Genomic DNA, 19,790 nt, shown 5'->3' on the forward strand with positions numbered 1-19,790 from the left:
CGCTACGACGATGACGACGATCAGGCCTCCGCGGCCTCGTCGCCCTCACCCTCGGCCGGGGCCTCCTCGGCCTGCGCGGCCAGCACCTGCAGCACCACGGTCTCCCCGTCCACACCCAGCTTCGTGCCCGACGGCAGCGGAATGTCCTTCGCCAGGACGGAAGCACCGGCCTCCAGACCCTCCACCGACACGGTGACCGACTCCGGGATGTGCGTCGCCTCGGCCTCGACCGGCAGCGCGTTCAGCACGTGCTCCAGCAGGTTGCCACCCGGCGCCAGCTCACCCTCGGTCTGCACGAAGATCTCGACGCTGACCGTCTCACCACGCTGCACCAGCTGAAGGTCGACGTGCTCCAGGAAACCCTTGATCGGGTCACGCTGCACCGACTTCGGAATCGCCAGCTCATTGGACTTGCCGTCGATGTCCAGCGCGATCAGCACGTTCGGCGTACGCAGCGCCAGCAGCAGCTCGTGACCCGGAAGCGTCAGGTGCAGCGGGTCCGAACCGTGCCCGTACAGCACACCCGGAACCTTGTCCTGACGACGGATACGGCGCGCCGCACCCTTGCCGAACTCACTGCGCGTCTCCGCGGAGATCTTCACCTCGGACATGCTCACTCCTCGTACATCAACAGAAACGGACGTGGTCACCCGGCCACGAACGGCCTGCTACGAAGAGCGCGTCGATAACGGACCGCCGACACCCGCCAGAAAACGAGTACGGCCTCCCTCGCCGAGCAACCTCAGCAGTCTACTCGGCAAAAGAGGCCACACCCAAAACGATCTACTGCTCGTCGAACAGGCTCGTCACCGAACCGTCCTCGAACACCTCACGCACCGCCCGCGCGATCGTCGGCGCGATCGACAACACCGTGATCTTGTCCAGCTCCAGCTCACCCGGCGTCGGCAGCGTGTTCGTCAGCACAAACTCACTCACCTGCGAATTCTTCAACCGGTCCGCCGCCGGACCCGACAGCACACCATGCGTCGCCGTCACGATGACGTCCTCCGCACCGTGCGCGAACAGCGCATCCGCCGCCGCACAGATCGTGCCACCCGTGTCGATCATGTCATCGACCAGCACACAGATACGCCCCTCCACATCACCGACGACCTCGTGCACGGTGACCTGATTCGCCACATCCTTGTCACGCCGCTTGTGCACGATCGCCAACGGCGCACCCAGCCGGTCACACCACCGGTCCGCGACCCGCACCCGGCCCGCGTCCGGAGACACGATCGTCAGCTTGTTCCGGTCCACCTTCGCGCCCACATAATCCGCCAGCAGCGGCAGCGCGAACAGATGGTCCACCGGCCCGTCGAAGAACCCCTGGATCTGGTCCGTGTGCAGGTCCACAGCGAGAATCCGGTCCGCGCCGGCCGTCTTCATCAGATCCGCGATCAGACGCGCCGAGATCGGTTCACGCCCACGGTGCTTCTTGTCCTGCCGCGCATAACCGTAGAACGGCACGATCACGGTGATCGAACGAGCCGACGCACGCTTCAACGCATCGATCATGATCAACTGCTCCATGACCCACTTGTTGATCGGAGCCGTGTGGCTCTGGATCAGGAAACAGTCCGCCCCACGGGCCGACTCCTGATAACGCACATAGATCTCACCGTTGGCGAAATCGAAGGCCTTCGTCGGGACGACCCCGACACCCAGCTCGTGGGCGACCTCCTCGGCAAGCTCGGGGTGGGCGCGGCCGGAGAAGAACATCATCTTCTTCACGCCGGTCGTCTTGATCCCGGTCACAGCACTGTCTCCTCAGAGGTCTCGCAGCCGGAGCAGAGCGGACGTCCCGGCTGGTAAGGGTGCGGGTGTGCACTTATCACGGTACGACGACTTCGACGCACCGGTTTCCGGTCAATCCTCGGCGCCCCGCTCCCGGGACGCCTCCTCGGCCGCCCGCGCCGCCGCACTCCCCGGCCGCTTACGAGCCACCCAACCCTCGATATTCCGCTGCTGACCACGGGCCACGGCCAGCGAACCAGGCGGCACATCCTTCGTGATCACCGAGCCGGCGGCAGTGTACGCACCGTCCCCGACCGTGACAGGAGCCACAAACATATTGTCCGACCCCGTCCGGCAATGGGACCCGACCGTCGTGTGATGCTTGTCCTGCCCGTCATAGTTCACGAACACACTCGCCGCCCCGATGTTCGTGTACTCGCCGATCGTGGCGTCCCCCACATACGACAGATGCGGCACCTTCGTACCCTCACCGATCGACGCGTTCTTCGTCTCGACATACGTACCGATCTTGCCCCTGACCCCCAACCGGGTCCCCGGACGCAGATACGCGAACGGCCCCACCGACGCCTCGGCGCCCACCTCCGCGCCCAGCGCCACCGTGTTCTCGACCCGCGCACCCGCCCCCACCCGGGTATCCGTCAACCGCGAATGCGGCCCCACCTCGGCACCCTCGCCCAGATGCGTCGCCCCCCGCAGCTCCGTACCCGGATACACCACCACATCCCGCTCGAACGTCACCGACACGTCCACCCACGTCGACGCCGGATCGACCACCGTCACCCCGCCCAGCATCGCCCCCGTCAACAACCGGTCATTCAGAATCCGCCGCGCCTCCGCCAACTGCACCCGGTTGTTGATCCCCGCGATCTCCCGGTGATCACCCGCCACACACGCCCCGACCCGATGCCCGGCCTCCCGCAGAATGCCCAGGACATCCGTCAGGTACTCCTCACCCTGACTGTTGTCCGTCCGCACCTTCCCCAGCGCGTCGACCAGCAACCGCCCGTCGAACGCGAACACCCCCGAGTTGATCTCCCGGATCGCCCGCTGCGCCTCGTCGGCGTCCTTGTGCTCCACGATCGCCGTCACCGCGCCCGACGCGTCCCGCACGATCCGCCCGTACCCCGTCGCGTCCGGCACCTCGGCCGTCAGCACGGTCACCGCGTTCCCGTCCGCCGCGTGGGTGCCGGCCAGCGACCGCAGCGTCTCCGCGGTCAGCAGCGGGGTGTCCCCGCACACCACCACGACCGTCCCGTCGACGGCCCCGCCCAGCTCCTCCAGGCCCATCCGCACGGCGTGCCCGGTGCCGTTCTGCCGCTCCTGCACGGCGGTACGGGCGGTGGGGGCGACCTCGGCGAGATGCGCGGCGACCTGCTCACGGGCGTGCCCGACGACGACGACCAGGTGCTCGGGGTCCAGCTCGCCGGCGGCGGCGAGCACGTGCCCGACGAGCGAGCGGCCACAGATGTCGTGCAGGACCTTCGGCGTGGCCGACTTCATACGGGTGCCCTCACCCGCTGCGAGAACGACGACGGCGGCCGGGCGGTTGGCGCTCACGGGATGCCCTTCGGCTGTGGGTGGGGGTGGACAACCGCAGGATACCGGGGGGTTACGTGGGGAACATGAGTATGGGCCCTGACTGTGCTGTCAGGGCCCGTACTTCGCAGGCTCCCCCGCAAGGATTCGAACCTTGACCTGCCAAGACCAAAACTTGGTGTGCTGCCGGGTTACACCACGGGGGATCACGCTTCAGACCTTACCGGAGAGGTCCTTGTGCGTGGGCCACGATTCCGTTCCACCAACCCTCGATACGGTTGTACAGGTGGGCACTGCGGGACACGGTGACGACCAGGCATCCGTGGTAGTCGTCCCCGACGTTCTTGCGGACGGTTTTGGGGTTGTGCTTCTTGAGCGTTGGCTTCGCGAAGCTGGTCGTGTCGACGCCGGCCGTCTCCGCCCAGAACCTGTGCGCCGCGTCGATGTCGGCGGACTCGTGGATGAGCAGGCGGAAACCCATACGGTCCCTCCCCACGCCGAGCAGGTCGAGCCAGGCGAGGTACGTCTTGATCACTCCGGGGTCGCTGTTGACGAAGACGGCGCGTTCCCGGCGGTCGTACGGCTTGCTCTTAGAGCCCTCCGCCCAGTAGAGAGCTACGCCCACCAGGAAAAGGTCGCGGTTCGTGAGCGCGCCGACCTCGCCCTTGGCATCCGCCTTGATCCGTCGGCGGTTCTCGTCCTCGGCCGCGCGGCGCCGTGCCAGGCCCTCGTGCATGAGGGCTCGCTGTTCCTCCGGCGTGTAGCGGGGCTCGGGCCTCGGGAGGTCTCTGACCCAGAGTGAGACCGAGCTTTTCGAGCAGCCCAGTTCTGCTTCGATCCGGTCGTAGGTCCACCCCTGTAGGCGGAGCTCGCGCGCTCTCGCCCTCAGGTCGTCCTTCGCGTTCGGGCGCTTCGTCCAGGCGGGCGGCGGTTCGCCCTTCACCAGTTGGTTGAGGATGTCGTTGTTGAACACCTTCAGCTCGTCCCGGATCTGTCGAAGACTGTAGCCCTCGCGGCGGAGCTCCACCGCCTGTTCGCGGAGGTGCTCGAAGTCGGCGTATCTGTTCGGTGAGGGGTTCATGGGGACAGTTTTGGGGTGGAACGGCGTGTTCGGGGGTGGGTCGGGAGCGGTTCACCAGTTCGAGGGGTATCGCGTCGTATCGCTACCGTGGGATCACGGTCCGTGGTGTGCGCCGATCCACCGAAACTCCCCGGAAACGCGCCGCCGTGCGCCCGTAGGCTGGAGGCATGACCTCGACGGGGGAAGACCATGTGACGGCCCGGGGTGGGCCGTGGTGGTGGGAGCGGTGGCGTGGCGCGGTGCTCGACGGGGGGCTGGCCGCGTTGTCGGTGCTGGAGTGTGCGGCGGAGGGGGTGTCCTTCGCGTGGGACGCCGGGATTCCGGTGTGGGCGGGGGTCCTCTTCGGTGCGCTGGCCGGCTCGGTGCTGGTGGTGCGGCGGAAGTGGCCGATCGCGGTGGTGCTGGTGGCGATCGCCGTCACGCCGGCGCAGATGGGTTTCCTGATGGGGGTCGTCGGGCTGTACACGCTGGCGGCGTGCGAGCTGCCGCGGCGGATCATCGGGTCGCTGGCCGGGATGTCGTCGGTGGGGACGTTGATCGTGACGTTCGTGCGGGTGCGGCAGGACATGGCGCGGGGCGAGCTGGGGATCGGGGACTGGTTCGTGCCGTTCGCGGCGGTGACGATCTCGCTGGGGCTGACGGCGCCTCCGGTGCTGTTGGGGCTGTATGTGGGGGCGCGGCGGCGGTTGATGGAGAGTCTGCGGGAGCGGGCGGACAGTCTGGAGCGGGAGCTTCAGTTGCTTGCGGAGCGTGCGGAGGAGCGTGCGGAGTGGGCGCGCAGTGAGGAGCGGACGCGGATCGCGCGGGAGATGCACGATGTGGTCGCGCACCGGGTGTCCTTGATGGTGGTGCATGCGGCGGCGTTGCAGGCGGTGGCGCGGAAGGACCCGGAGAAGGCGGTTCGCAATGCCGCGTTGGTGGGGGATATGGGGCGGCAGGCGCTGACGGAGTTGCGGGAGATGCTCGGGGTGCTGCGCAGTGGGGGTGGTGCGCCGGGGGAGCGTTCGGTGCCGTTGGCGGCGGTGGGGGCGGCGGCTGCCGCCGCTGCTTCGCGGGCGGCGGTGGAGGAGGGGGAGGGGCCGTCGCTGGCGGAGCTGGGTGAGTTGGTGGGGCAGTCGGCCGCGGCGGGGATGGTGGTCGATCTGTCGGTGCAGGGGGAGGTGCGGTCGTACGCGCCGGAGGTGGAGCAGACGGCGTTCCGGGTGGTGCAGGAGGCGTTGACGAACGTGCACAAGCATGCGTCGGGGGCGAAGACGTATGTGCGGTTGGCGCATCGGGTGTCGGAGATCGCGATGCAGGTGGAGAACGATCCGCCGCCTGAGCCGGGGTCGGCGTCGGTGGCGGGGTTGCCGTCGGGGGGCAATGGTCTGGTGGGGATGAAGGAGCGGGTGGCGGCGTTGGGTGGGGTGTTTGTGTCGGGGCCGACGGAGGCGGGGGGTTTTCGGGTGTCGGCGGTGATTCCGGCGTCGGCCGCTTCGTGAGGGCCGGGGGTGGGGGTCCTTGGGTCAGATGGTGCTGAGGCGGTGGGGTTCGGTGCCGGTGACGAGGGCGGTGAGGGCGTGGTCGATGTGGGGGCCGAGGTACCAGTCGCCGGTGTGGTCGAGGGCGTAGATCCGGCCGTGGGTGTCGACGGCGAGGAGGGCCTGGGTGTCGGTCTCGGTGCCGAGGGGGCAGACGTCGGTGTCGAGGGCGCGGCCGAGGTCGCCGAGGGTGCGGGCGAGGTGGAGGCCGTGCAGGGGGTCGAGGTGGAGGGTTGCGGGGGCGATCTGGCGGCCGGGTGCGGTGGGGGTGATGGTGAGGCCGCCGAATTCGGCCCAGGCTTCGACGGCGGCGGGGAAGACGGTGTGGCGGTGGCCGGCGGGTGAGGTGTGGGCGCGGAGGGTGTCGGCCCAGATCTCGGCTTGTGTGATGTCCCAGCGTCCGGGGTGCCAGCCGGCGTCGCGCAGGGCGGTGTCGACGGGGGCGGGGAATCGGGTGGGGGCGCTGGTGTGGTCGGGGTGCATGGCTTTCGTTCGTCGTCCGTTGGGGGTGTGTGGGGCGGGGGCGGGTCAGGGGGTGGTGGGTGTGGGGTCGATGATGCGGACGCCGAAGTGGGCGCTGAGGGCGGTGCAGGTGCGGCAGGGGGTGGCGAAGGTGCCGTGCAGGGGGTCGCCGTCCTCGCGGATGCGGCGGGCGGTGAGTTTGGCGTGTTTGAGGGCTTTGCGGGCTTCGCCGTTGGTCATGGGTCTGCGGGCGGCGCGTTTGCTGCGGGCGGCGTCGGCGGTGGTGAGGTGTCGGGAGATGAGGATGGTCTCGGCGCAGCGTCCGGTGAAGCGGTCGCGTTGTGAGCTGGTGAGGGTGTCGAGGAAGTCCTGGACGAGGGGGTGCAGGGCGGGGGGTGTGTCGCCGCGGGCGGCGGTGCCGGTGAGGGTGGTGCCGCGGACGGAGAGGGCGGCGGCGACGGTGGGGAGTATGCCGTCGCGGCGGTGGCGGAGGGTGGGGGTGTGGCGGGTGTCGGTGGTGCTCCAGCCGATGCGGGGGTCGCCGCTGCGGGGGTTGTCGTACCTGCCCGTGTGGTGTCCCGTCTGTGTCGCGTTCATGATCGTCATCCCCTCTGTGCCTCCCCCGGAGGTCACAGACTGCCAAATGGCGTTGCTGGTGGGGAAGCTGGGGCGGGGCGACACGCCCGCATATGGGCGGTCTGTCACCGGTGAGTGACGGCTGGTCACGGAAGCGGAGGGGTGTGGTGCCGCTGCCGGTGACCGGTGTCGTCGTACCGCATAGGCTGTCGGCACCGCGTGCGCTGCGCTGATCTTCGCAGTTCCGGGCAGTTTCAGGCAGTTCACGACAGATGCAGTCAGTCAGAGACAGTGTCCGCACGGACAACGGACATACGCCGCAGGGGGCAACCGCCATGACGACAGGTCGGCTCGGGCTGGGGGTTCCTCCCGGCCGCCAGGCCGGGGGACGGGCCGTGCCGCCGAACGCGGCCTACGCCGGGCAGGTCGTGCACTTCCCGGACCCGGTGCGGGCGGCGCGTCATCCGCGGGGGGTGCGGGTGGACGGGGCGGGTTATCCGGATTTCTCGCCGTACGCGCGGGCCGCGGCGGAGGTGGCGGAACCGCCGGGCGGTTTCGGTGTGGACGAGCTGCGGCTGACCGACTACGTCTCCGCGAACGCGGCGTTGGCGGCGTCGGGGCACGAACTGTGGGACACGGTGCCGGCGGTGGCGACACCGCACGGGTGGACGTGGCACCACGTGGTGGGGTCGCGGCGCCTCGAACTGGTGCCGGTCGAGGTGAAGGCGCTGCTGCGGCACCACGGGGGGGTCGCGACGGCGGCGGTGGACCAGTCGAAGCGGGGGACGCGGCCGTTGGAGCAGACGCGGCCGGCGCATCTCGGGCTGCCGAAACGGGGGCCGGCGGTCTCGGAGGCGCAGGTGCAGGGGGCGGAGGAGGACCTCGGGTACCGGTTGCCGGGCGCGTACCGGTCGTTCCTGAAGGCGGCGGGGGGCTGCGCGCCGGTGGGGACGGCGCTGGACGCGGAGCTGGGGCTGCTGATCGACCAGCCGTTCTTCACGGTGCGGGAGGAGGCGGCGGTCAATGACCTGGTCTACGTCAACAAGTGCCTGCGGGACCATCTGACGAAGGACTACCTGGGGGTGGCGTTCGTGCAGGGGGGTCTGCTGGCGGTGAAGGTGAAGGGCGAGCGGGCCGGTTCGGTGTGGTTCTGCGCGTACGACGACGCGCGGGACGTCGATCCGGGGTGGTCGCCGGCGGAGCGCGCGGAGCGGCTGCTGCTGCCGTGCGGTGAGGATTTCGACGCGTTCCTGTCGCGGCTGGCGGGGTCGCCGCCGGAGCTGGAGACGGTGGCGAATCTGATGGTGGACGGCGGGTTCGCGCGGGCCGTGCCGGTCGCGGCGTCCGCTGTTGTCGCGGGAGAGTGAGCTGGCGATGGTGACGTTCGCGCAGGCGCAGGAGCGCGGCGAGGAGTGGATCAACGGGGACGTGCCGGCGTCGCTCCACCGTGAGGTGCGGGTGAGGGAGTTCGGGCTCGGCTTCGTGGTGTGGGGCGAGGACCGGGCGGAGGGCCCGGCCGGTACGGGGGGCGCGCAGCGGCTGGTGCTCGCCCGGGACAGCGGTGAGGCGTCGTTGTGGCCCGCGCTGCCGGTGGGTGAGGTGATCCGCCGGTACGAGGAGGAGTACGGCCGGTCGGAGCCGGTGGCGGGGCCGGTGCCGGCGGCGCGGGTGGATCTGAACCAGACGTCGTTCCTGCTGAGTCCGCCGGAGTGGTTGCAGGAGGCGGCGGACAAGCTGGGGGTCGCGGACCGGCGGGAGGGGAGCGGCGCCGGGCGACCGGAGGACGCGGGGGCTCCTGGGGCTTCTGGGGTTCCCGGGGTTGCTGAGGGTGTGACCCCGTGGGCCGGTACGGACACCAACGGGGACGGCGGCGAGGACCGTTCCGTGCCGTTGCCGGAGACGGTGTTCGCTTCGCCGGTGGGTGAGGAGAGCGACGGGCAGGGTCCCGGGTCCGGTGCCGGCTCGGGTGCCGGTGCGGATGCCGACGCGGCCGGTGCCGGTGAGGCGTCCCGGTCGGCGGGGGTACCGCAGCCGCCCGCCGCGCCGCAGCCGCCCGCCGCGCCGCAGCCGCCCGCCGCGCCGCCGTCTCCCGCTGTGCCGTCGTCCTCCGCTGCTCCGCAGCCGGCCGCCGTTCCCCGGCCGCCTGTCGTGCCGGTGCCTTCCGCTGCTCCGCAGCCGACCGCGGTGCCGTCCCCCGTTCCCGCGCCGCAGCCGCCCGTCGTACCGGGGCCGCCCGCCGTTCCCCAGCCTCCGGTGGCGCCGCCGGCCCCCGTGCCGCCCGGCCCCGCCGGGGCGCACACCGTGCCGGCCGTGCCGGTCGCGTCGCCGCCCCCGCCCGGACCCGGCGTGCCCCCGCCGCAGGGTGCCGTACCGCCGCCGGGACCGCCGCAGCCCCGGCCGTCGCAGGCAGCGGCGCCGCAGGCGCCGGCGTACGGGTATCCGCCGCCCCCGGGGCAGCCGACCGTCGGTCCCGGGTACCAGGCGGTGCTGCGCTACCGGGCGCAGGACGGTTCCGAGCAGCAGCTCATCCGGCGGTCCGCGCCGGGCACCCCGCACCCGGAGTGGCAGATCTACCACGAGCTGCGGGCCATGAGCGTGCCGCCGGACCAGGTCCTGGAGCTGCACACGGAGCTGGAGTCGTGCGAGCTGCCGGGCGCGTACTGCGCGCGGATGATCCGGGAGCAGTGGCCGCAGGCGCGGATCACGTCGATCGCGCCGTACGGTACCGATCACGCGAGCCGGCAGCAGGGCATGCGCGAACTGCTCAGTCACCAGGGCGAGTTGCACCAGGTGGCGGACGGCCCCGCGCGGCCCGCGCCGGTGCGGGCGCCGCTGCCGGCGGTGCAGGCCGCCCCGCCGGTGCCGCCGGAGGGGATCGCGCGGGAACTGGCCGCGGCGTTCGGGCCGGGGGTGTTCCGGTTCGAGCAGGCGGCGGTGGACCGGCAGGGCGTGCCGCCGGTCGTGGCGCACACGCTGGTGGTGGCGGGGCTGCCGCTGGACATGGGTCCGTTCTTCTGGGCGCAGGCGCAGCCGGGCCGTCCGGTGCCGACGCTGGCGGAGCTGGCGGTGGAGCGGGGGGTGCGGCCGGCCTCGGACGCCGGGTCGTACCTGGTGGTGGGCAGCGACTTCGGCAAGGCGCTCTGTGTGCAGTACGGCACGGCGAACATCGTGGCGGTGCCGGTGGAGGCCGGGCCGGGCGGTGCGCCGGTGCCGCCGCAGTTCGTGAACACGGGGCTGCCGGAGTTCGCGCGCTGTCTGGCGCTGCTGGGGCGGATGTGGCGGCTGCGGTTCGGGCTCAACCAGGAGCAGGCGGGTCGCTGGACCGTGGACTTCCAGGCGCAGTTGGCGGCGCTGGACGCGGCGGCGCTCGGGTCGCCGGAGAGCTGGTGGTCGGTGCTGCTGGAGCAGATGTGGGACGGCCTGCTGTGACGCGGTGACCGCGCCGGTCCCGGCCGGGTCCGGTGTGCGGAGTGTCGCGTTATGAACACTTACGTTTGATCCCTAAAGTCCCTTGAGTCCGTTATGTACGTAAAGTCGGGCGACAAGGGGTTCCAGCATGAGCAGCGCATCGGTGCCGCCCCACGGCTTCGTGACCGTACGGGGGCGCGGTTACCGTCCCGAGCAGGTCGACGCGTGTGCCGCGGTCCTCTCCCGGGAGCGGGACGCCGCCTGGGAGCGGGCCGCCCGGCTCACCGTGCTGGCGCGGCGGATGGAGGAGGAGCTGGCCGGGCTGCGGGAGACGGTGGCCGGGCTGGCTCCGCAGGCGTACGAGGAGCTGGGGGAGGGCGCGCGGGAGCTGTTCCAGCGGGCCGAGGAGGAGGCCGCGGGGCTGCGGGCGCGGGCGCGGGCCGATGCGGAGCGGCAGGTGGACCGGGCGCGGGCGTACGCGGAGGGCGTGGCGGAGTCCGTGCGGGCGTACGCCGACGCCGTACGCGCCGAGGCGGACGAGCGGGCCCGGCAGCGGCTGCTCGCGGCGCGGGCGGAGGCCGACGGGGCGCGGATCGGGTCCCGGCGCGAGGTGAAGGCGGGGCGCGCGGAGGCGCTGGCGGCGCTGCGGGAGATGCGGCGGCGTACCACCGGGATGCTTGCTGAGCAGGCTCGGGAGCAGGCGGCGCGGTGGGCGGCGGCCGAGCGGGAGGAGACGGAGCGGGCGGCCGCCGCGGAGGCGGCGCTCGTGGAGCGGTCGGCGCGGGCCGAGCGGGAACTGGCGGACGCGGAGCGGGAGCTGGCCGCCGCCCGGGAGGCGGCCCGGCGGTGGCCCGCGGAGGCGCGGGAGCGGGCCGCCGAGGTGGTCGCCGCGGCGCGGGCGAGCGCGGAGCGGACCGCCCGGGAGACGGAGCGGGTGCTGCGGGAGCACGGGGAGCGGTGGGACGAGCTGCGGACGCAGATGGACCAGGTCCGCAGCCGGATCAGCGCCCTGACGGGCCGGGCGGTGGAGTGACCCGGCCCGCCCGGCCGCCGGGTGCCTCCGGTCAGCCGCGCGCCGAGCCCGCGTAGAGGTCCGTCTCCAGGGCCTCGTACCGTACGCGCTGCTCCTCGGTCCGGCGGCGGCCGGAGGCGAGGGTGCCGAGCCAGCCGAAGGCGAAGCCGGCCGGGATGGAGACCAGGCCCGTGGTGGTGAACGGGAACCAGTTGAAGTCGGCGTCGGGGAAGGCGGCGACGGGGGTGCCGGAGACCAGGCTGGTGCCCGGGGTGAGGGCGAGGACGGTGAGGGTGCCGCCGATCAGGGTCCACAGCAGGCCGGCGCGGGTGAAGCGGCGCCAGAAGAGGCTGTAGACCAGGGCGGGGCAGAGCGCCGAGGCGCCCACGCAGAAGGAGAGGGTGGCCAGCGGCTGGAGGCTGCGGTGCTGCACCAGTACGGCCAGGAGGATCGCGGGGATGCCGACGGCGACGGCGGACAGCCGGGCCAGCAGCATCTCGCGGCGCGGGGTCAGGGGCCGGGCGCGGGTGGCGAAGACGTCGTGGGCGAGGGAGTTGGCGCAGGCGAGGATCATTCCGGCGACCGAGGCCAGCAGGGTGAGGAACATGGCGGTGCCGACCGTGGTGAACAGGGCGGTCTCCGCCAGGGTGACGTCGGTGCCGAAGGCCGCCCGGGAGCCCAGCAGGTAGGCCGAGTTGCCGGCGGCGTCGGTCGCGGCGACCGTGTCCCGGCCGACCAGGGCCGTCGCGCCGAACCCGACGACGGTGACGACCAGCACGAACAGCGCCACCAGGGAGACCGCCCAGGACATCGAACGGCGTATCTCGCGGGCGCTGGAGGCGGTGTACATGCGCATGGTGACGTGCGGCAGGCAGGCGCCGCCGAGGACCACCGCGAGCTGGGAGGAGACCATGTCCAGGCCGGGCCAGGGGCCGGCGGCGTACTCCAGGCCGGGGTGCAGGAACGCCTGTCCGGCGCCGCTGCGGCGGGCGGCGGCGTCGAAGAGGGCACCCGGGTTCCAGCCGAACCGGTGCAGGAGCAGCGCGGTGACCACGGCGCCGGAGCCGAGCAGCATGACGATCTTGAGGATCTGGATGAGGGCGGTGCCCTTCATGCCACCGATCATCGCGTAGCTGATCATCAGGGCGCCGACGCCGATGACACAGCCGGTCTGGAGCGCGGCGCTGTCGAAGCCGAGCAGGAACGACATCAGCTGGCCGGTGCCGGCCAGTTGCACCAGCATCATCGGCACCAGCGCGGTGAGGGTCACCAGACAGGCGGTGACGCGGACGGTCCGGCCGGACATGCGGCGGCCCAGGACGTCGCCCATGGTGAACCGGCCCGCGTTGCGCAGGGGTTCGGCCATCAGGAACATCAGCAGGAGCAGCGAGAGGGCGGTGCTGAGGGCGAGGACGACCCCGTCGAAGCCGAACAGGGCGATGACGCCGCCGGTGCCGAGGACGGTGGCGGCGGAGATGTAGTCGCCGGCGATGGCCAGTCCGTTGCGCAGCGGGGAGAGGGAGCCGTAGCCGGTGTAGAACTCGTCCAGGTCGTCGCGGTCGGGGCCGGTCATCACGCAGAGCAGCAGCGTGACGGTGACGACGGTGCAGAAGCCGACCAGGGACATGGCCCTGGCGTCGTCGCTGAACCCGGTCATCGTCCGGCCTCCCCGCGCGCGCCGGCCGCGCCGTCCCGGCGGAGGCGGTCCACGAGCGGGTCGACGCGGCGCCGCGCGGTGTGCTCGTACAGGGCGATGGCGAGCCAGGTGACGGGGAGCTGGAGCAGGGCCAGGAGCATGCCGAGGGGCAGTCCGGCGGTGACGTCGCCGGTCAGCGTGGCCGGGGCGAACGCGGCGAGGAGCAGGAAGACCAGGAAGTAGCCGAGCGCGGCGAAGGTGGCGGTCCGCCGCTGCCTGCGGTAGGCGGCGCGCAGCCCCCGCACGTCCCCGCGCTTCCTGACCGAGGGCAGCCGGAGCGTGTGGCTGTCCTCGGGGACGTACGCGGGGACGCGGGGCGGGTGGGACGGCGGTGCGTGGTATGGCATGTACGGGTCATGTGACATCCCGTGCTGCTCCTTGCGAGGCTCGGGTCCGCCGGAGGCGGACCGCAGGGAGAGGGGGGTGCGGTGCCCGCACGCTACTCGCCGGCCTCGGGGCGTGTGGGGTTTTCCCCAAACTGAGTGGTCGGTATGTGGAAAACCCGGGGCTTCCGGGTGCGTGTCCGCCCGGACCGGGAGGCCGGGGACCGGCGGGGTGCGTCGGGACCGGGGACGGGCCCGCGCGGACCAGGAGACCGAAGGCCGCCACCGGCAGGCCGGGAACCCGCCCGCCGCGTCAGTCCGTCGGTACCCGGAACGCGCCCGCCGCGTCAGTCCGTCGGTACCCGGAACGCGCCCGCCGCGTCAGTCCGTCGGTACCCGGAACCCGCCCGCCCCCGGTCAGTCCGTCAGCACCGGGAACCTGCGCGGCGCCAGCGTCAGCAGCACCAGGAACGCCAGCGCCGCCGCGCCCGCCGCGCCGAAGTAGACGGCGTGCACGGCGTCGGCGACCGCCCGTCGTACGCCGTCGCCCGCCGGGCCCGCGTCCAGCGCCCGGGTCACCGAGTCCAGGTCGCTCGCGCCGCCGAGCCGCGCCGCCAGCACCCCGTTGGCGATCGCGCCGAACACGGCCGCCCCGGCGGTCTGCCCGCTCTGCCGGCAGAACAGCACCGACGCGGTCGCGGTCCCCCGCTCCGACCAGCCCACCGTCGACTGCACGCCGACGATCAGCGGCAACTGGAACAGGCCGAGCGCGGCGCCGAGGAACAGCATCAGCAGGGCCGGCTGCCAGGCCGCGCCGGGATACGGCAGGAAGGGGAACGCGCACAGCAGCAGGGCGGCCGTGCCGATGCCCAGCATCGCCGTGTTGCGGAAGCCGATCCTGCGGTACACGTGCTGGCTCAGCGCCGCCGACACCGGCCAGCTCAGCGTCCACGCCGACAGCACGAACCCGGCCGCCACCGGCGCGAGACCCAGCACCGACTGCGCGTACGTCGGCAGGAACACCGTGGGCGCCACCATCAGCAGGCCCAGCGCGCCGAGCGCCAGGTTGACCGCGGCGATCGTGCGGCGGCGCCACACCCACCCCGGCATGATCGGGTCGGCCGCCCGGCGCTCGACCACGACGACGACCGCCAGCAGGACCAGGCCGCCGGCGAACAGGGCGAGCGAGGGCGCGGACGCCCACGGCCAGGCGACCCCGCCCTGCACCAGCGCGGTGAGCAGGACCCCGCCGCACGCGAACACCGCGAGCGCGCCCGCCCAGTCCACCCGCGTCCGCGGCCCGCCCGCTGCCCGCCGCGGCTCGTGCAGGTGACGGACGATCAGCCACAGGGCCAGGGCGCCGACCGGCAGGTTGACCAGGAAGATCCACCGCCAGTCGGCGTAACCGGCCAGCACCCCGCCCAGCGCGGGCCCGGCTATGGAGGACACCGCCCACACCGTGGAGAGCCGGGCCTGTATCCTCGGGCGCTCCTTCAGCGGGTACAGGTCGGCGGCGAGGGTCTGCACCGTGCCCTGGAGCGCGCCGCCGCCCAGGCCCTGGACGACGCGGAAGGCGATGAGCGCCGTCATGTTCCAGGCGAGCGCGCACAGCAGCGAGCCCAGCAGGAAGAGGACGGCGCCCGCGACCAGGACGGGTTTGCGGCCGAAGGTGTCGGAGAGCTTGCCGTAGACGGGCAGGGTGACGGTGACGGCCAGCAGGTAGCCGGAGAAGAGCCACGAGAAGACGGAGAAGCCGCCGAGATCGCCGACGATCTGCGGGACGGCGGTGGAGACGATGGTGGAGTCCAGGGCCGCCAGCGCCATCGCCAGCATGAGCGCGGCGACGACCGCCCCGCGCCGGCCCTCCGCTCCGGTCCGGGCGGTGCCGGGCACCGCGTCCGCGCCCGTGGTGCTGTCCACTCCGCAACCCTCCTCAACCGGGGGTATCAGCTTCCCACTTGGGGCTGACATCGCGGGAGGGCACCGAGCGGGTCCGCCCGAGGGCGGAGTCCGACCCCGAGACGCCCTCGGCCGGAGGGCGGACTGCCCCTAGGGGTATCTCCGTACAACGGCTCGGGGAGGGGTCGTACCGCCGGAGGACGAGACGGGGGCCGGGCCGTCCTTAACCTGGTCTCACGCCGCCGGGGGGCGGTGCACCGGAGTCGCGGGGGTGGGGTTTTCCTCAGGAGAAGACTGCGCTGCGCACCATCGCGGCAGACCCGCGGCGGCGGCGAGACTTCTTCCCGCGGCGGGCGGTCCGGCCGTCCCGCCCGTCCGGCTCGCCGAGCACATCCACGCGTCACCCGTCGCCGGGGCACCGGCGGCACATCTGATGACCGACTTAGGAGACATGCCATGACATCGGCCGTGACCGTTCCCGCACAGGGGAGCACCGGAGGCCGTACGGCCGTGGCCGCGCGGGCGCGGCAGGTGGTGAAGGCGTACGGGACGGGGGAGACCAGGGTCGTCGCCCTCGACCACGTGGACGTGGACATAGCGCGCGGGGAGTTCACCGCGATCATGGGGCCGTCGGGCTCCGGCAAGTCCACGCTGATGCACTGCCTCGCCGGGCTCGACACGGTGACGTCCGGACAGATCCACCTGGACGACACCGAGATCACCGGCCTGAAGGACAAGAAGCTCACGCGGCTGCGCCGGGACCGGGTCGGTTTCATCTTCCAGGCGTTCAACCTGCTGCCGACGCTGAACGCGCTGGAGAACATCACGCTGCCCATGGACATCGCCGGCCGCAGGCCCGACCGGGCGTGGCTGGACCGGGTCGTGGAGACCGTGGGGCTGGCCGGGCGGCTCAAGCACCGGCCGGCCCAGCTCTCCGGCGGCCAGCAGCAGCGGGTGGCGGTGGCGCGGGCGCTGGCCGCGCGGCCCGAGATCATCTTCGGGGACGAGCCGACCGGCAACCTCGACTCCAGGGCGGGCGCGGAGGTGCTGGGCTTCCTGCGCCGGTCGGTGGACGAGCTGGGCCAGACCATCGTGATGGTCACCCACGACCCGGTGGCCGCGAGCCACGCGGACCGGGTGCTGTACCTGGCCGACGGCCGGATCGTCGACGAGATGCGCGACCCCACCGCCGACCGGGTCCTCGACCGGATGCTGCGCTTCTCCGGCGGACAGCCGCAGACTCCCGGCCTCGGCGCCCGGGGGCGTACGTCATGACCGTGCTGAAGACTTCGATGCGCAACTTCTTCGCGCACAAGGGCCGGATGGCGCTGTCGGCGGTGGCGGTGCTGCTGTCGGTGGCGTTCGTCTGCGGCACGCTGGTGTTCACCGACACGATGAACACGACGTTCGACAAGCTCTTCGCCGTGACCTCCGCGGACGTGACGGTCGCCCCGAAGGACGCCGAGGCCGAGGACGCACCGCAGAACGGGGTGCCCGCGGCCCTGCCGGCGGCCACCCTGGAGACGGTCCGCTCGGTGGACGGCGTGAAGTCGGCCGAGGGCGCGGTGGTCTCGATGAACGTGACCGTCGTCGACTCCGGCAACGACAACGTGGGCGCCACCAGCGGCGCGCCCACCATCGCCGGGAACTGGACCAGGAACGACCTGCGGTCCATGGAGATCACCTCCGGGCACGCCCCGCGCGGTCCGACCGAGGCGATGATCGACTCCGACACCGCCGACAAGCACCACCTGAGGATCGGCGACGAGCTGCGCACCATCGCGCAGACCGGCGACTTCCGGACCCGGATCGTCGGCATCGCCTCCTTCACCGTCACCAACCCCGGTGCCGCGGTGGTCTACTTCGACACCGCCACCGCCCAGCGCGAACTGCTCGGCGGAACCGGCCGGTTCAGCCAGCTCAACGTCACCGCGGCGGACGGTGTCCCCGACGCGCGGCTGAAGCAGGACGTCTCCGCGGCCCTGGCCGGCTCCACCGGCGGCGGGTACGAGGTCCAGACGGCCCAGGAGGCATCGGACGAGGCCCGCGCGGACGTCGGCGAGTTCATGGACGTCATCAAGTACGCCATGCTCGGCTTCGCCGGGATCGCGTTCCTGGTCGGCATCTTCCTGATCATCAACACCTTCTCGATGCTGGTCGCCCAGCGCACCCGCGAGATCGGCCTGCTGCGGGCCATCGGCTCCTCCCGCCGCCAGGTCAACCGCTCGGTGCTGATCGAGGCGCTGTTCCTCGGAGTCGTCGGCTCGGTCCTCGGTGTCGCGGCGGGGGTCGGCATCGCGGTCGGCCTGATGCGGCTCATGTCGGCGGCCGGCATGAACCTGTCCACCGACGACCTGACGGTGAAGGCGGCCACCCCGGCCGTCGGCCTGGTCCTCGGCGTCGTCGTCACCGTCCTCGCCGCGTACCTCCCGGCCCGCCGGGCCGGCCAGGTCTCCCCGATGGCCGCGCTGCGCGACGCCGGCACCCCGGCCGACGGCAGGGCGGGCCGGACACGCGCCGCGACCGGCCTGGTCCTCACCCTCGCGGGCGGCGCGGCCCTGTACGCGGCCGGTACGGCGGACCAGGCGAGCGAGGGGGCGTCCCTGCTCGGCGTGGGCGTGGTGCTCACGCTCATCGGCTTCGTGGTGATCGGCCCGCTGCTGGCCGGGGCGGTCGTCCGGGTGCTCGGCGCGGTGCTGCTGCGGGTCTTCGGCCCGGTGGGCCGCCTGGCCGAGCGCAACGCGCTGCGCAACCCGCGCCGCACCGGCGCGACGGGCGCGGCCCTGATGATCGGGCTGGCACTGGTGGCGTGCCTGTCGGTGGTCGGCTCCTCGATGGTCGCCTCGGCCACCAGCGAGCTGGACCAGTCGGTCGGCGCGGACTTCATCGTCGAGGGCAACCAGCGGATCGTGCCGCAGGCCGAGCGGGCCGTGCGGGACACGCCGGGCCTGGCACACGTCACCAGCTACAAGACCCTCGACGCCACGCTCACCTCGCCCGACGGCGACAAGGACGACTCCGGCCTCACCGCCGCCGACGCCACCTACGCCGAGGACCTGCGCCGCCCGACCACGGCCGGCGATCTGGCCGACGCGTACGGCACGGACGCGATGTCGGTCGGCTCGGACTACGCCAAGGAGCACGGCGTCGGCGTCGGCGACACGATCACCGTCGCCTTCAAGGGCGGGAAGACGGCGGAACTGAAGGTCGCCGCCGTCACGGACGACGACACGGCGATCGACCAGGGCGCCCGGTACATCAGCCTCGACACGATGCGGAAGTACCTGCCCGCCACCGCCGTACCCCCGGACACGATCATGTTCGCCAAGGCGGCGGACGGCCAGGAGGACCGGGCGTACGCGGCGCTGAAGAAGTCCCTGGACGCCTACCCGCAGTACCAGGTCCGCGACCAGACCGACTACAAGCAGCAACTGAAGGACCAGATCGGCCAGTTGCTCAACATGGTCTACGGCCTGCTCGCCCTGGCGATCGTCGTCGCGGTCCTCGGCGTGGTGAACACGCTGGCCCTGTCGGTCGTCGAACGCACCCGGGAGATCGGCCTGATGCGCGCCATCGGCCTCTCCCGCCGCCAGCTGCGCCGCATGATCCGCCTGGAGTCCGTGGTCATCGCCCTCTTCGGCGCCCTGCTCGGCCTCGGCCTCGGCATGGGCTGGGGCACCACCGCCCAGCGGCTCCTCGCCCTGGAGGGCCTGAACGTCCTGGACATCCCCTGGCCGACGATCGCCGGGGTCTTCATCGCCTCCGCCTTCGTGGGCCTCTTCGCCGCCCTGATCCCGGCGTTCCGCGCGGGCCGCATGAACGTCCTGAACGCGATTGCGACGGAGTAACCACCGGCACGGGGAGCACGGGGGGCACGGGGGACGGCGCCGGGGAGTCATGGAGACTCCCCGGCGCCGCTGTGCGCCCGGTGTCAGCGCCGCCGGCAGCGCGGGCACGCGCACGGCGGCATCCGGCTGCTCAGCTCCGGCACCGCGTCGGGCGTGACCTCGCACTTCTCCCGCACCTGGGTCCGCTCACCGGTTCGCGGGTCGATCCGGCAGACCTCGAGGGTCATGCCCACTACTGGCACCCCCCGCCGATCCGCGCGAGTCGGAACGGTTCCGCCGGCACCCGCGGCAGATCCCGCCCGGCGCTCCACGCCCGGCCCGGTCCTCCGGTAGACGCCCCACAGCTCCCGCCCCCGCTCACACCCTTCCGCGACGCGAGCCACCCGCCCGCACACCTCACACGCGCGTGCTCGAACCATTGACGGTAGGTGCGCTGCCAGTCCGTCTCGGGGGCGCTCGTCATCGGCCTCCCTCCGTGGCGCCGGGAGCCCGGAGGGGAACGGGGGGCAGTACCCGAGCAGGGCCGTAGGGGGTAGGTGCCGGCGCGGGTACGGTACGGCTCCGCGGGGCGCCGGGGGTCGGCCGAGGCGTCGACGGGTGCGCGGGCCGCACCGGAGCGCCCTCATCCAGGTCGGTGCCCGGCGGATACGGTCGGTCACGGCTGCTCGCTC

The 19,790-nt window shown here is 72.4% G+C and carries 16 protein-coding genes and 1 tRNA gene; 6 read left to right on the top strand and 11 right to left on the bottom strand.

Annotation, left to right across the window (positions count from 1 at the left end; translation table 11 throughout):
* Nucleotides 1-20 precede the first annotated feature (20 nt).
* The 5 genes from Sdagh_RS27065 to Sdagh_RS27085 all read right to left on the bottom strand — a co-directional run bounded on the left by Sdagh_RS27065 (nt 21) and on the right by Sdagh_RS27085 (nt 4,375).
* Nucleotides 21-611 (bottom strand): 50S ribosomal protein L25/general stress protein Ctc, encoded by a 591-nt coding sequence (locus tag Sdagh_RS27065; protein ID WP_189414699.1) that lies wholly within the window; start codon nt 609-611, stop codon nt 21-23.
* 172 nt (nt 612-783) lie between these two features.
* Entirely contained in the window at nt 784-1,758 is a 975-nt protein-coding gene (locus tag Sdagh_RS27070; RefSeq protein WP_189414700.1) for a ribose-phosphate diphosphokinase, read from the bottom strand.
* 111 nt (nt 1,759-1,869) lie between these two features.
* Nucleotides 1,870-3,315 (bottom strand): bifunctional UDP-N-acetylglucosamine diphosphorylase/glucosamine-1-phosphate N-acetyltransferase GlmU, encoded by a 1,446-nt coding sequence (gene glmU, locus Sdagh_RS27075; protein WP_189414701.1) that lies wholly within the window; start codon nt 3,313-3,315, stop codon nt 1,870-1,872.
* 111 nt (nt 3,316-3,426) lie between these two features.
* Nucleotides 3,427-3,500 (bottom strand) — tRNA-Gln (locus Sdagh_RS27080).
* Between the two features lie 14 nt (nt 3,501-3,514).
* Nucleotides 3,515-4,375 carry a hypothetical protein gene (locus Sdagh_RS27085; RefSeq protein WP_190009149.1) on the bottom strand — a complete coding sequence of 287 codons (861 nt, stop codon included), beginning with the start codon at nt 4,373-4,375 and terminating at the stop codon, nt 3,515-3,517.
* Nucleotides 4,376-4,542: 167 nt separating this feature from the next.
* Between Sdagh_RS27085 and Sdagh_RS27090 the strand changes: the two genes are divergently transcribed.
* Nucleotides 4,543-5,856, top strand: a complete 1,314-nt coding sequence (locus Sdagh_RS27090; RefSeq protein ID WP_189414702.1) for a sensor histidine kinase — start codon at nt 4,543-4,545, stop codon at nt 5,854-5,856.
* A 24-nt stretch (nt 5,857-5,880) separates the two neighbouring features.
* On the opposite strand, the gene Sdagh_RS27095 is transcribed toward Sdagh_RS27090, so the two are convergent.
* Nucleotides 5,881-6,378, bottom strand: a complete 498-nt coding sequence (locus Sdagh_RS27095) for an SUKH-3 domain-containing protein (protein ID WP_189414703.1) — start codon at nt 6,376-6,378, stop codon at nt 5,881-5,883.
* A 45-nt stretch (nt 6,379-6,423) separates the two neighbouring features.
* Nucleotides 6,424-6,954 (bottom strand): YwqJ-related putative deaminase, encoded by a 531-nt coding sequence (locus Sdagh_RS27100; protein WP_190076594.1) that lies wholly within the window; start codon nt 6,952-6,954, stop codon nt 6,424-6,426.
* Nucleotides 6,955-7,268: 314 nt separating this feature from the next.
* Here Sdagh_RS27100 and Sdagh_RS27105 point away from each other — a divergent pair, with 314 nt between their 5' ends.
* The 3 genes from Sdagh_RS27105 (at nt 7,269) to Sdagh_RS27115 (ending at nt 11,374) form a co-directional block, all read left to right on the top strand.
* Nucleotides 7,269-8,300 carry an SMI1/KNR4 family protein gene (locus Sdagh_RS27105; protein WP_189414705.1) on the top strand — a complete coding sequence of 344 codons (1,032 nt, stop codon included), beginning with the start codon at nt 7,269-7,271 and terminating at the stop codon, nt 8,298-8,300.
* A gap of 7 nt (nt 8,301-8,307) precedes the next feature.
* On the top strand, nt 8,308-10,362 hold the full coding sequence (locus Sdagh_RS27110; RefSeq protein ID WP_190076593.1) for an SUKH-4 family immunity protein: 2,055 nt from the start codon (nt 8,308-8,310) through the stop codon (nt 10,360-10,362).
* A gap of 127 nt (nt 10,363-10,489) precedes the next feature.
* The gene (locus Sdagh_RS27115) at nt 10,490-11,374 is read left to right on the top strand and encodes a cellulose-binding protein (protein WP_190076592.1); all 885 of its coding nucleotides are present in this window, start codon (nt 10,490-10,492) and stop codon (nt 11,372-11,374) included.
* Nucleotides 11,375-11,405: 31 nt separating this feature from the next.
* Here Sdagh_RS27115 and Sdagh_RS27120 read toward each other — a convergent pair whose 3' ends face one another.
* The 3 genes from Sdagh_RS27120 to Sdagh_RS27130 all read right to left on the bottom strand — a co-directional run bounded on the left by Sdagh_RS27120 (nt 11,406) and on the right by Sdagh_RS27130 (nt 15,343).
* Nucleotides 11,406-13,010, bottom strand: coding sequence for a sodium/solute symporter (locus tag Sdagh_RS27120; protein ID WP_190076591.1), 1,605 nt, complete (start codon nt 13,008-13,010; stop codon nt 11,406-11,408).
* On the bottom strand, nt 13,007-13,396 hold the full coding sequence (locus Sdagh_RS27125) for a DUF485 domain-containing protein (protein ID WP_226535877.1): 390 nt from the start codon (nt 13,394-13,396) through the stop codon (nt 13,007-13,009). The genes Sdagh_RS27120 and Sdagh_RS27125 overlap by 4 nt, the downstream gene beginning before the upstream one ends.
* Before the next feature lie 393 nt (nt 13,397-13,789).
* Nucleotides 13,790-15,343, bottom strand: coding sequence for an MFS transporter (locus tag Sdagh_RS27130; protein ID WP_226535880.1), 1,554 nt, complete (start codon nt 15,341-15,343; stop codon nt 13,790-13,792).
* 384 nt (nt 15,344-15,727) lie between these two features.
* Here Sdagh_RS27130 and Sdagh_RS27135 point away from each other — a divergent pair, with 384 nt between their 5' ends.
* Nucleotides 15,728-16,546, top strand: a complete 819-nt coding sequence (locus Sdagh_RS27135) for an ABC transporter ATP-binding protein (protein ID WP_189414710.1) — start codon at nt 15,728-15,730, stop codon at nt 16,544-16,546.
* On the top strand, nt 16,543-19,119 hold the full coding sequence (locus Sdagh_RS27140; protein WP_190076589.1) for an ABC transporter permease: 2,577 nt from the start codon (nt 16,543-16,545) through the stop codon (nt 19,117-19,119). Before Sdagh_RS27135 ends, Sdagh_RS27140 begins: the two co-directional genes overlap by 4 nt.
* Nucleotides 19,120-19,202: 83 nt before the next feature.
* Here the strand turns inward: Sdagh_RS27140 and Sdagh_RS27145 are convergent, their stop codons facing one another.
* A complete protein-coding gene (locus Sdagh_RS27145; RefSeq protein WP_189414712.1) occupies nt 19,203-19,346 on the bottom strand; it encodes a hypothetical protein in 144 nt (47 codons plus the stop codon).
* Nucleotides 19,347-19,790: the final 444 nt, after the last annotated feature.

Origin of the sequence: Streptomyces daghestanicus, assembly GCF_020521275.1 — a bacterium.
GTDB lineage: Bacteria > Actinomycetota > Actinomycetes > Streptomycetales > Streptomycetaceae > Streptomyces > Streptomyces griseoviridis.

Excerpts from the sequence above, each read along its gene's own strand:
- Sdagh_RS27120 (WP_190076591.1), bottom strand. The coding sequence starts at position 13,010 with ATGACCGGGTTCAGCGACGACGCCAGGGCCATGTCCCTGGTCGGCTTC.
- Sdagh_RS27140 (WP_190076589.1), top strand. The coding sequence starts at position 16,543 with ATGACCGTGCTGAAGACTTCGATGCGCAACTTCTTCGCGCACAAGGGC.
- Sdagh_RS27145 (WP_189414712.1), bottom strand. The coding sequence starts at position 19,346 with ATGACCCTCGAGGTCTGCCGGATCGACCCGCGAACCGGTGAGCGGACC.
- Sdagh_RS27085 (WP_190009149.1), bottom strand. The coding sequence starts at position 4,375 with ATGAACCCCTCACCGAACAGATACGCCGACTTCGAGCACCTCCGCGAA.
- Sdagh_RS27135 (WP_189414710.1), top strand. The coding sequence starts at position 15,728 with ATGACATCGGCCGTGACCGTTCCCGCACAGGGGAGCACCGGAGGCCGT.
- Sdagh_RS27100 (WP_190076594.1), bottom strand. The coding sequence starts at position 6,954 with ATGAACGCGACACAGACGGGACACCACACGGGCAGGTACGACAACCCC.
- Sdagh_RS27110 (WP_190076593.1), top strand. The coding sequence starts at position 8,308 with ATGGTGACGTTCGCGCAGGCGCAGGAGCGCGGCGAGGAGTGGATCAAC.
- Sdagh_RS27090 (WP_189414702.1), top strand. The coding sequence starts at position 4,543 with ATGACCTCGACGGGGGAAGACCATGTGACGGCCCGGGGTGGGCCGTGG.
- Sdagh_RS27065 (WP_189414699.1), bottom strand. The coding sequence starts at position 611 with ATGTCCGAGGTGAAGATCTCCGCGGAGACGCGCAGTGAGTTCGGCAAG.
- Sdagh_RS27095 (WP_189414703.1), bottom strand. The coding sequence starts at position 6,378 with ATGCACCCCGACCACACCAGCGCCCCCACCCGATTCCCCGCCCCCGTC.
- Sdagh_RS27125 (WP_226535877.1), bottom strand. The coding sequence starts at position 13,396 with ATGCCATACCACGCACCGCCGTCCCACCCGCCCCGCGTCCCCGCGTAC.
- Sdagh_RS27130 (WP_226535880.1), bottom strand. The coding sequence starts at position 15,343 with ATGTCAGCCCCAAGTGGGAAGCTGATACCCCCGGTTGAGGAGGGTTGC.
- Sdagh_RS27115 (WP_190076592.1), top strand. The coding sequence starts at position 10,490 with ATGAGCAGCGCATCGGTGCCGCCCCACGGCTTCGTGACCGTACGGGGG.
- Sdagh_RS27105 (WP_189414705.1), top strand. The coding sequence starts at position 7,269 with ATGACGACAGGTCGGCTCGGGCTGGGGGTTCCTCCCGGCCGCCAGGCC.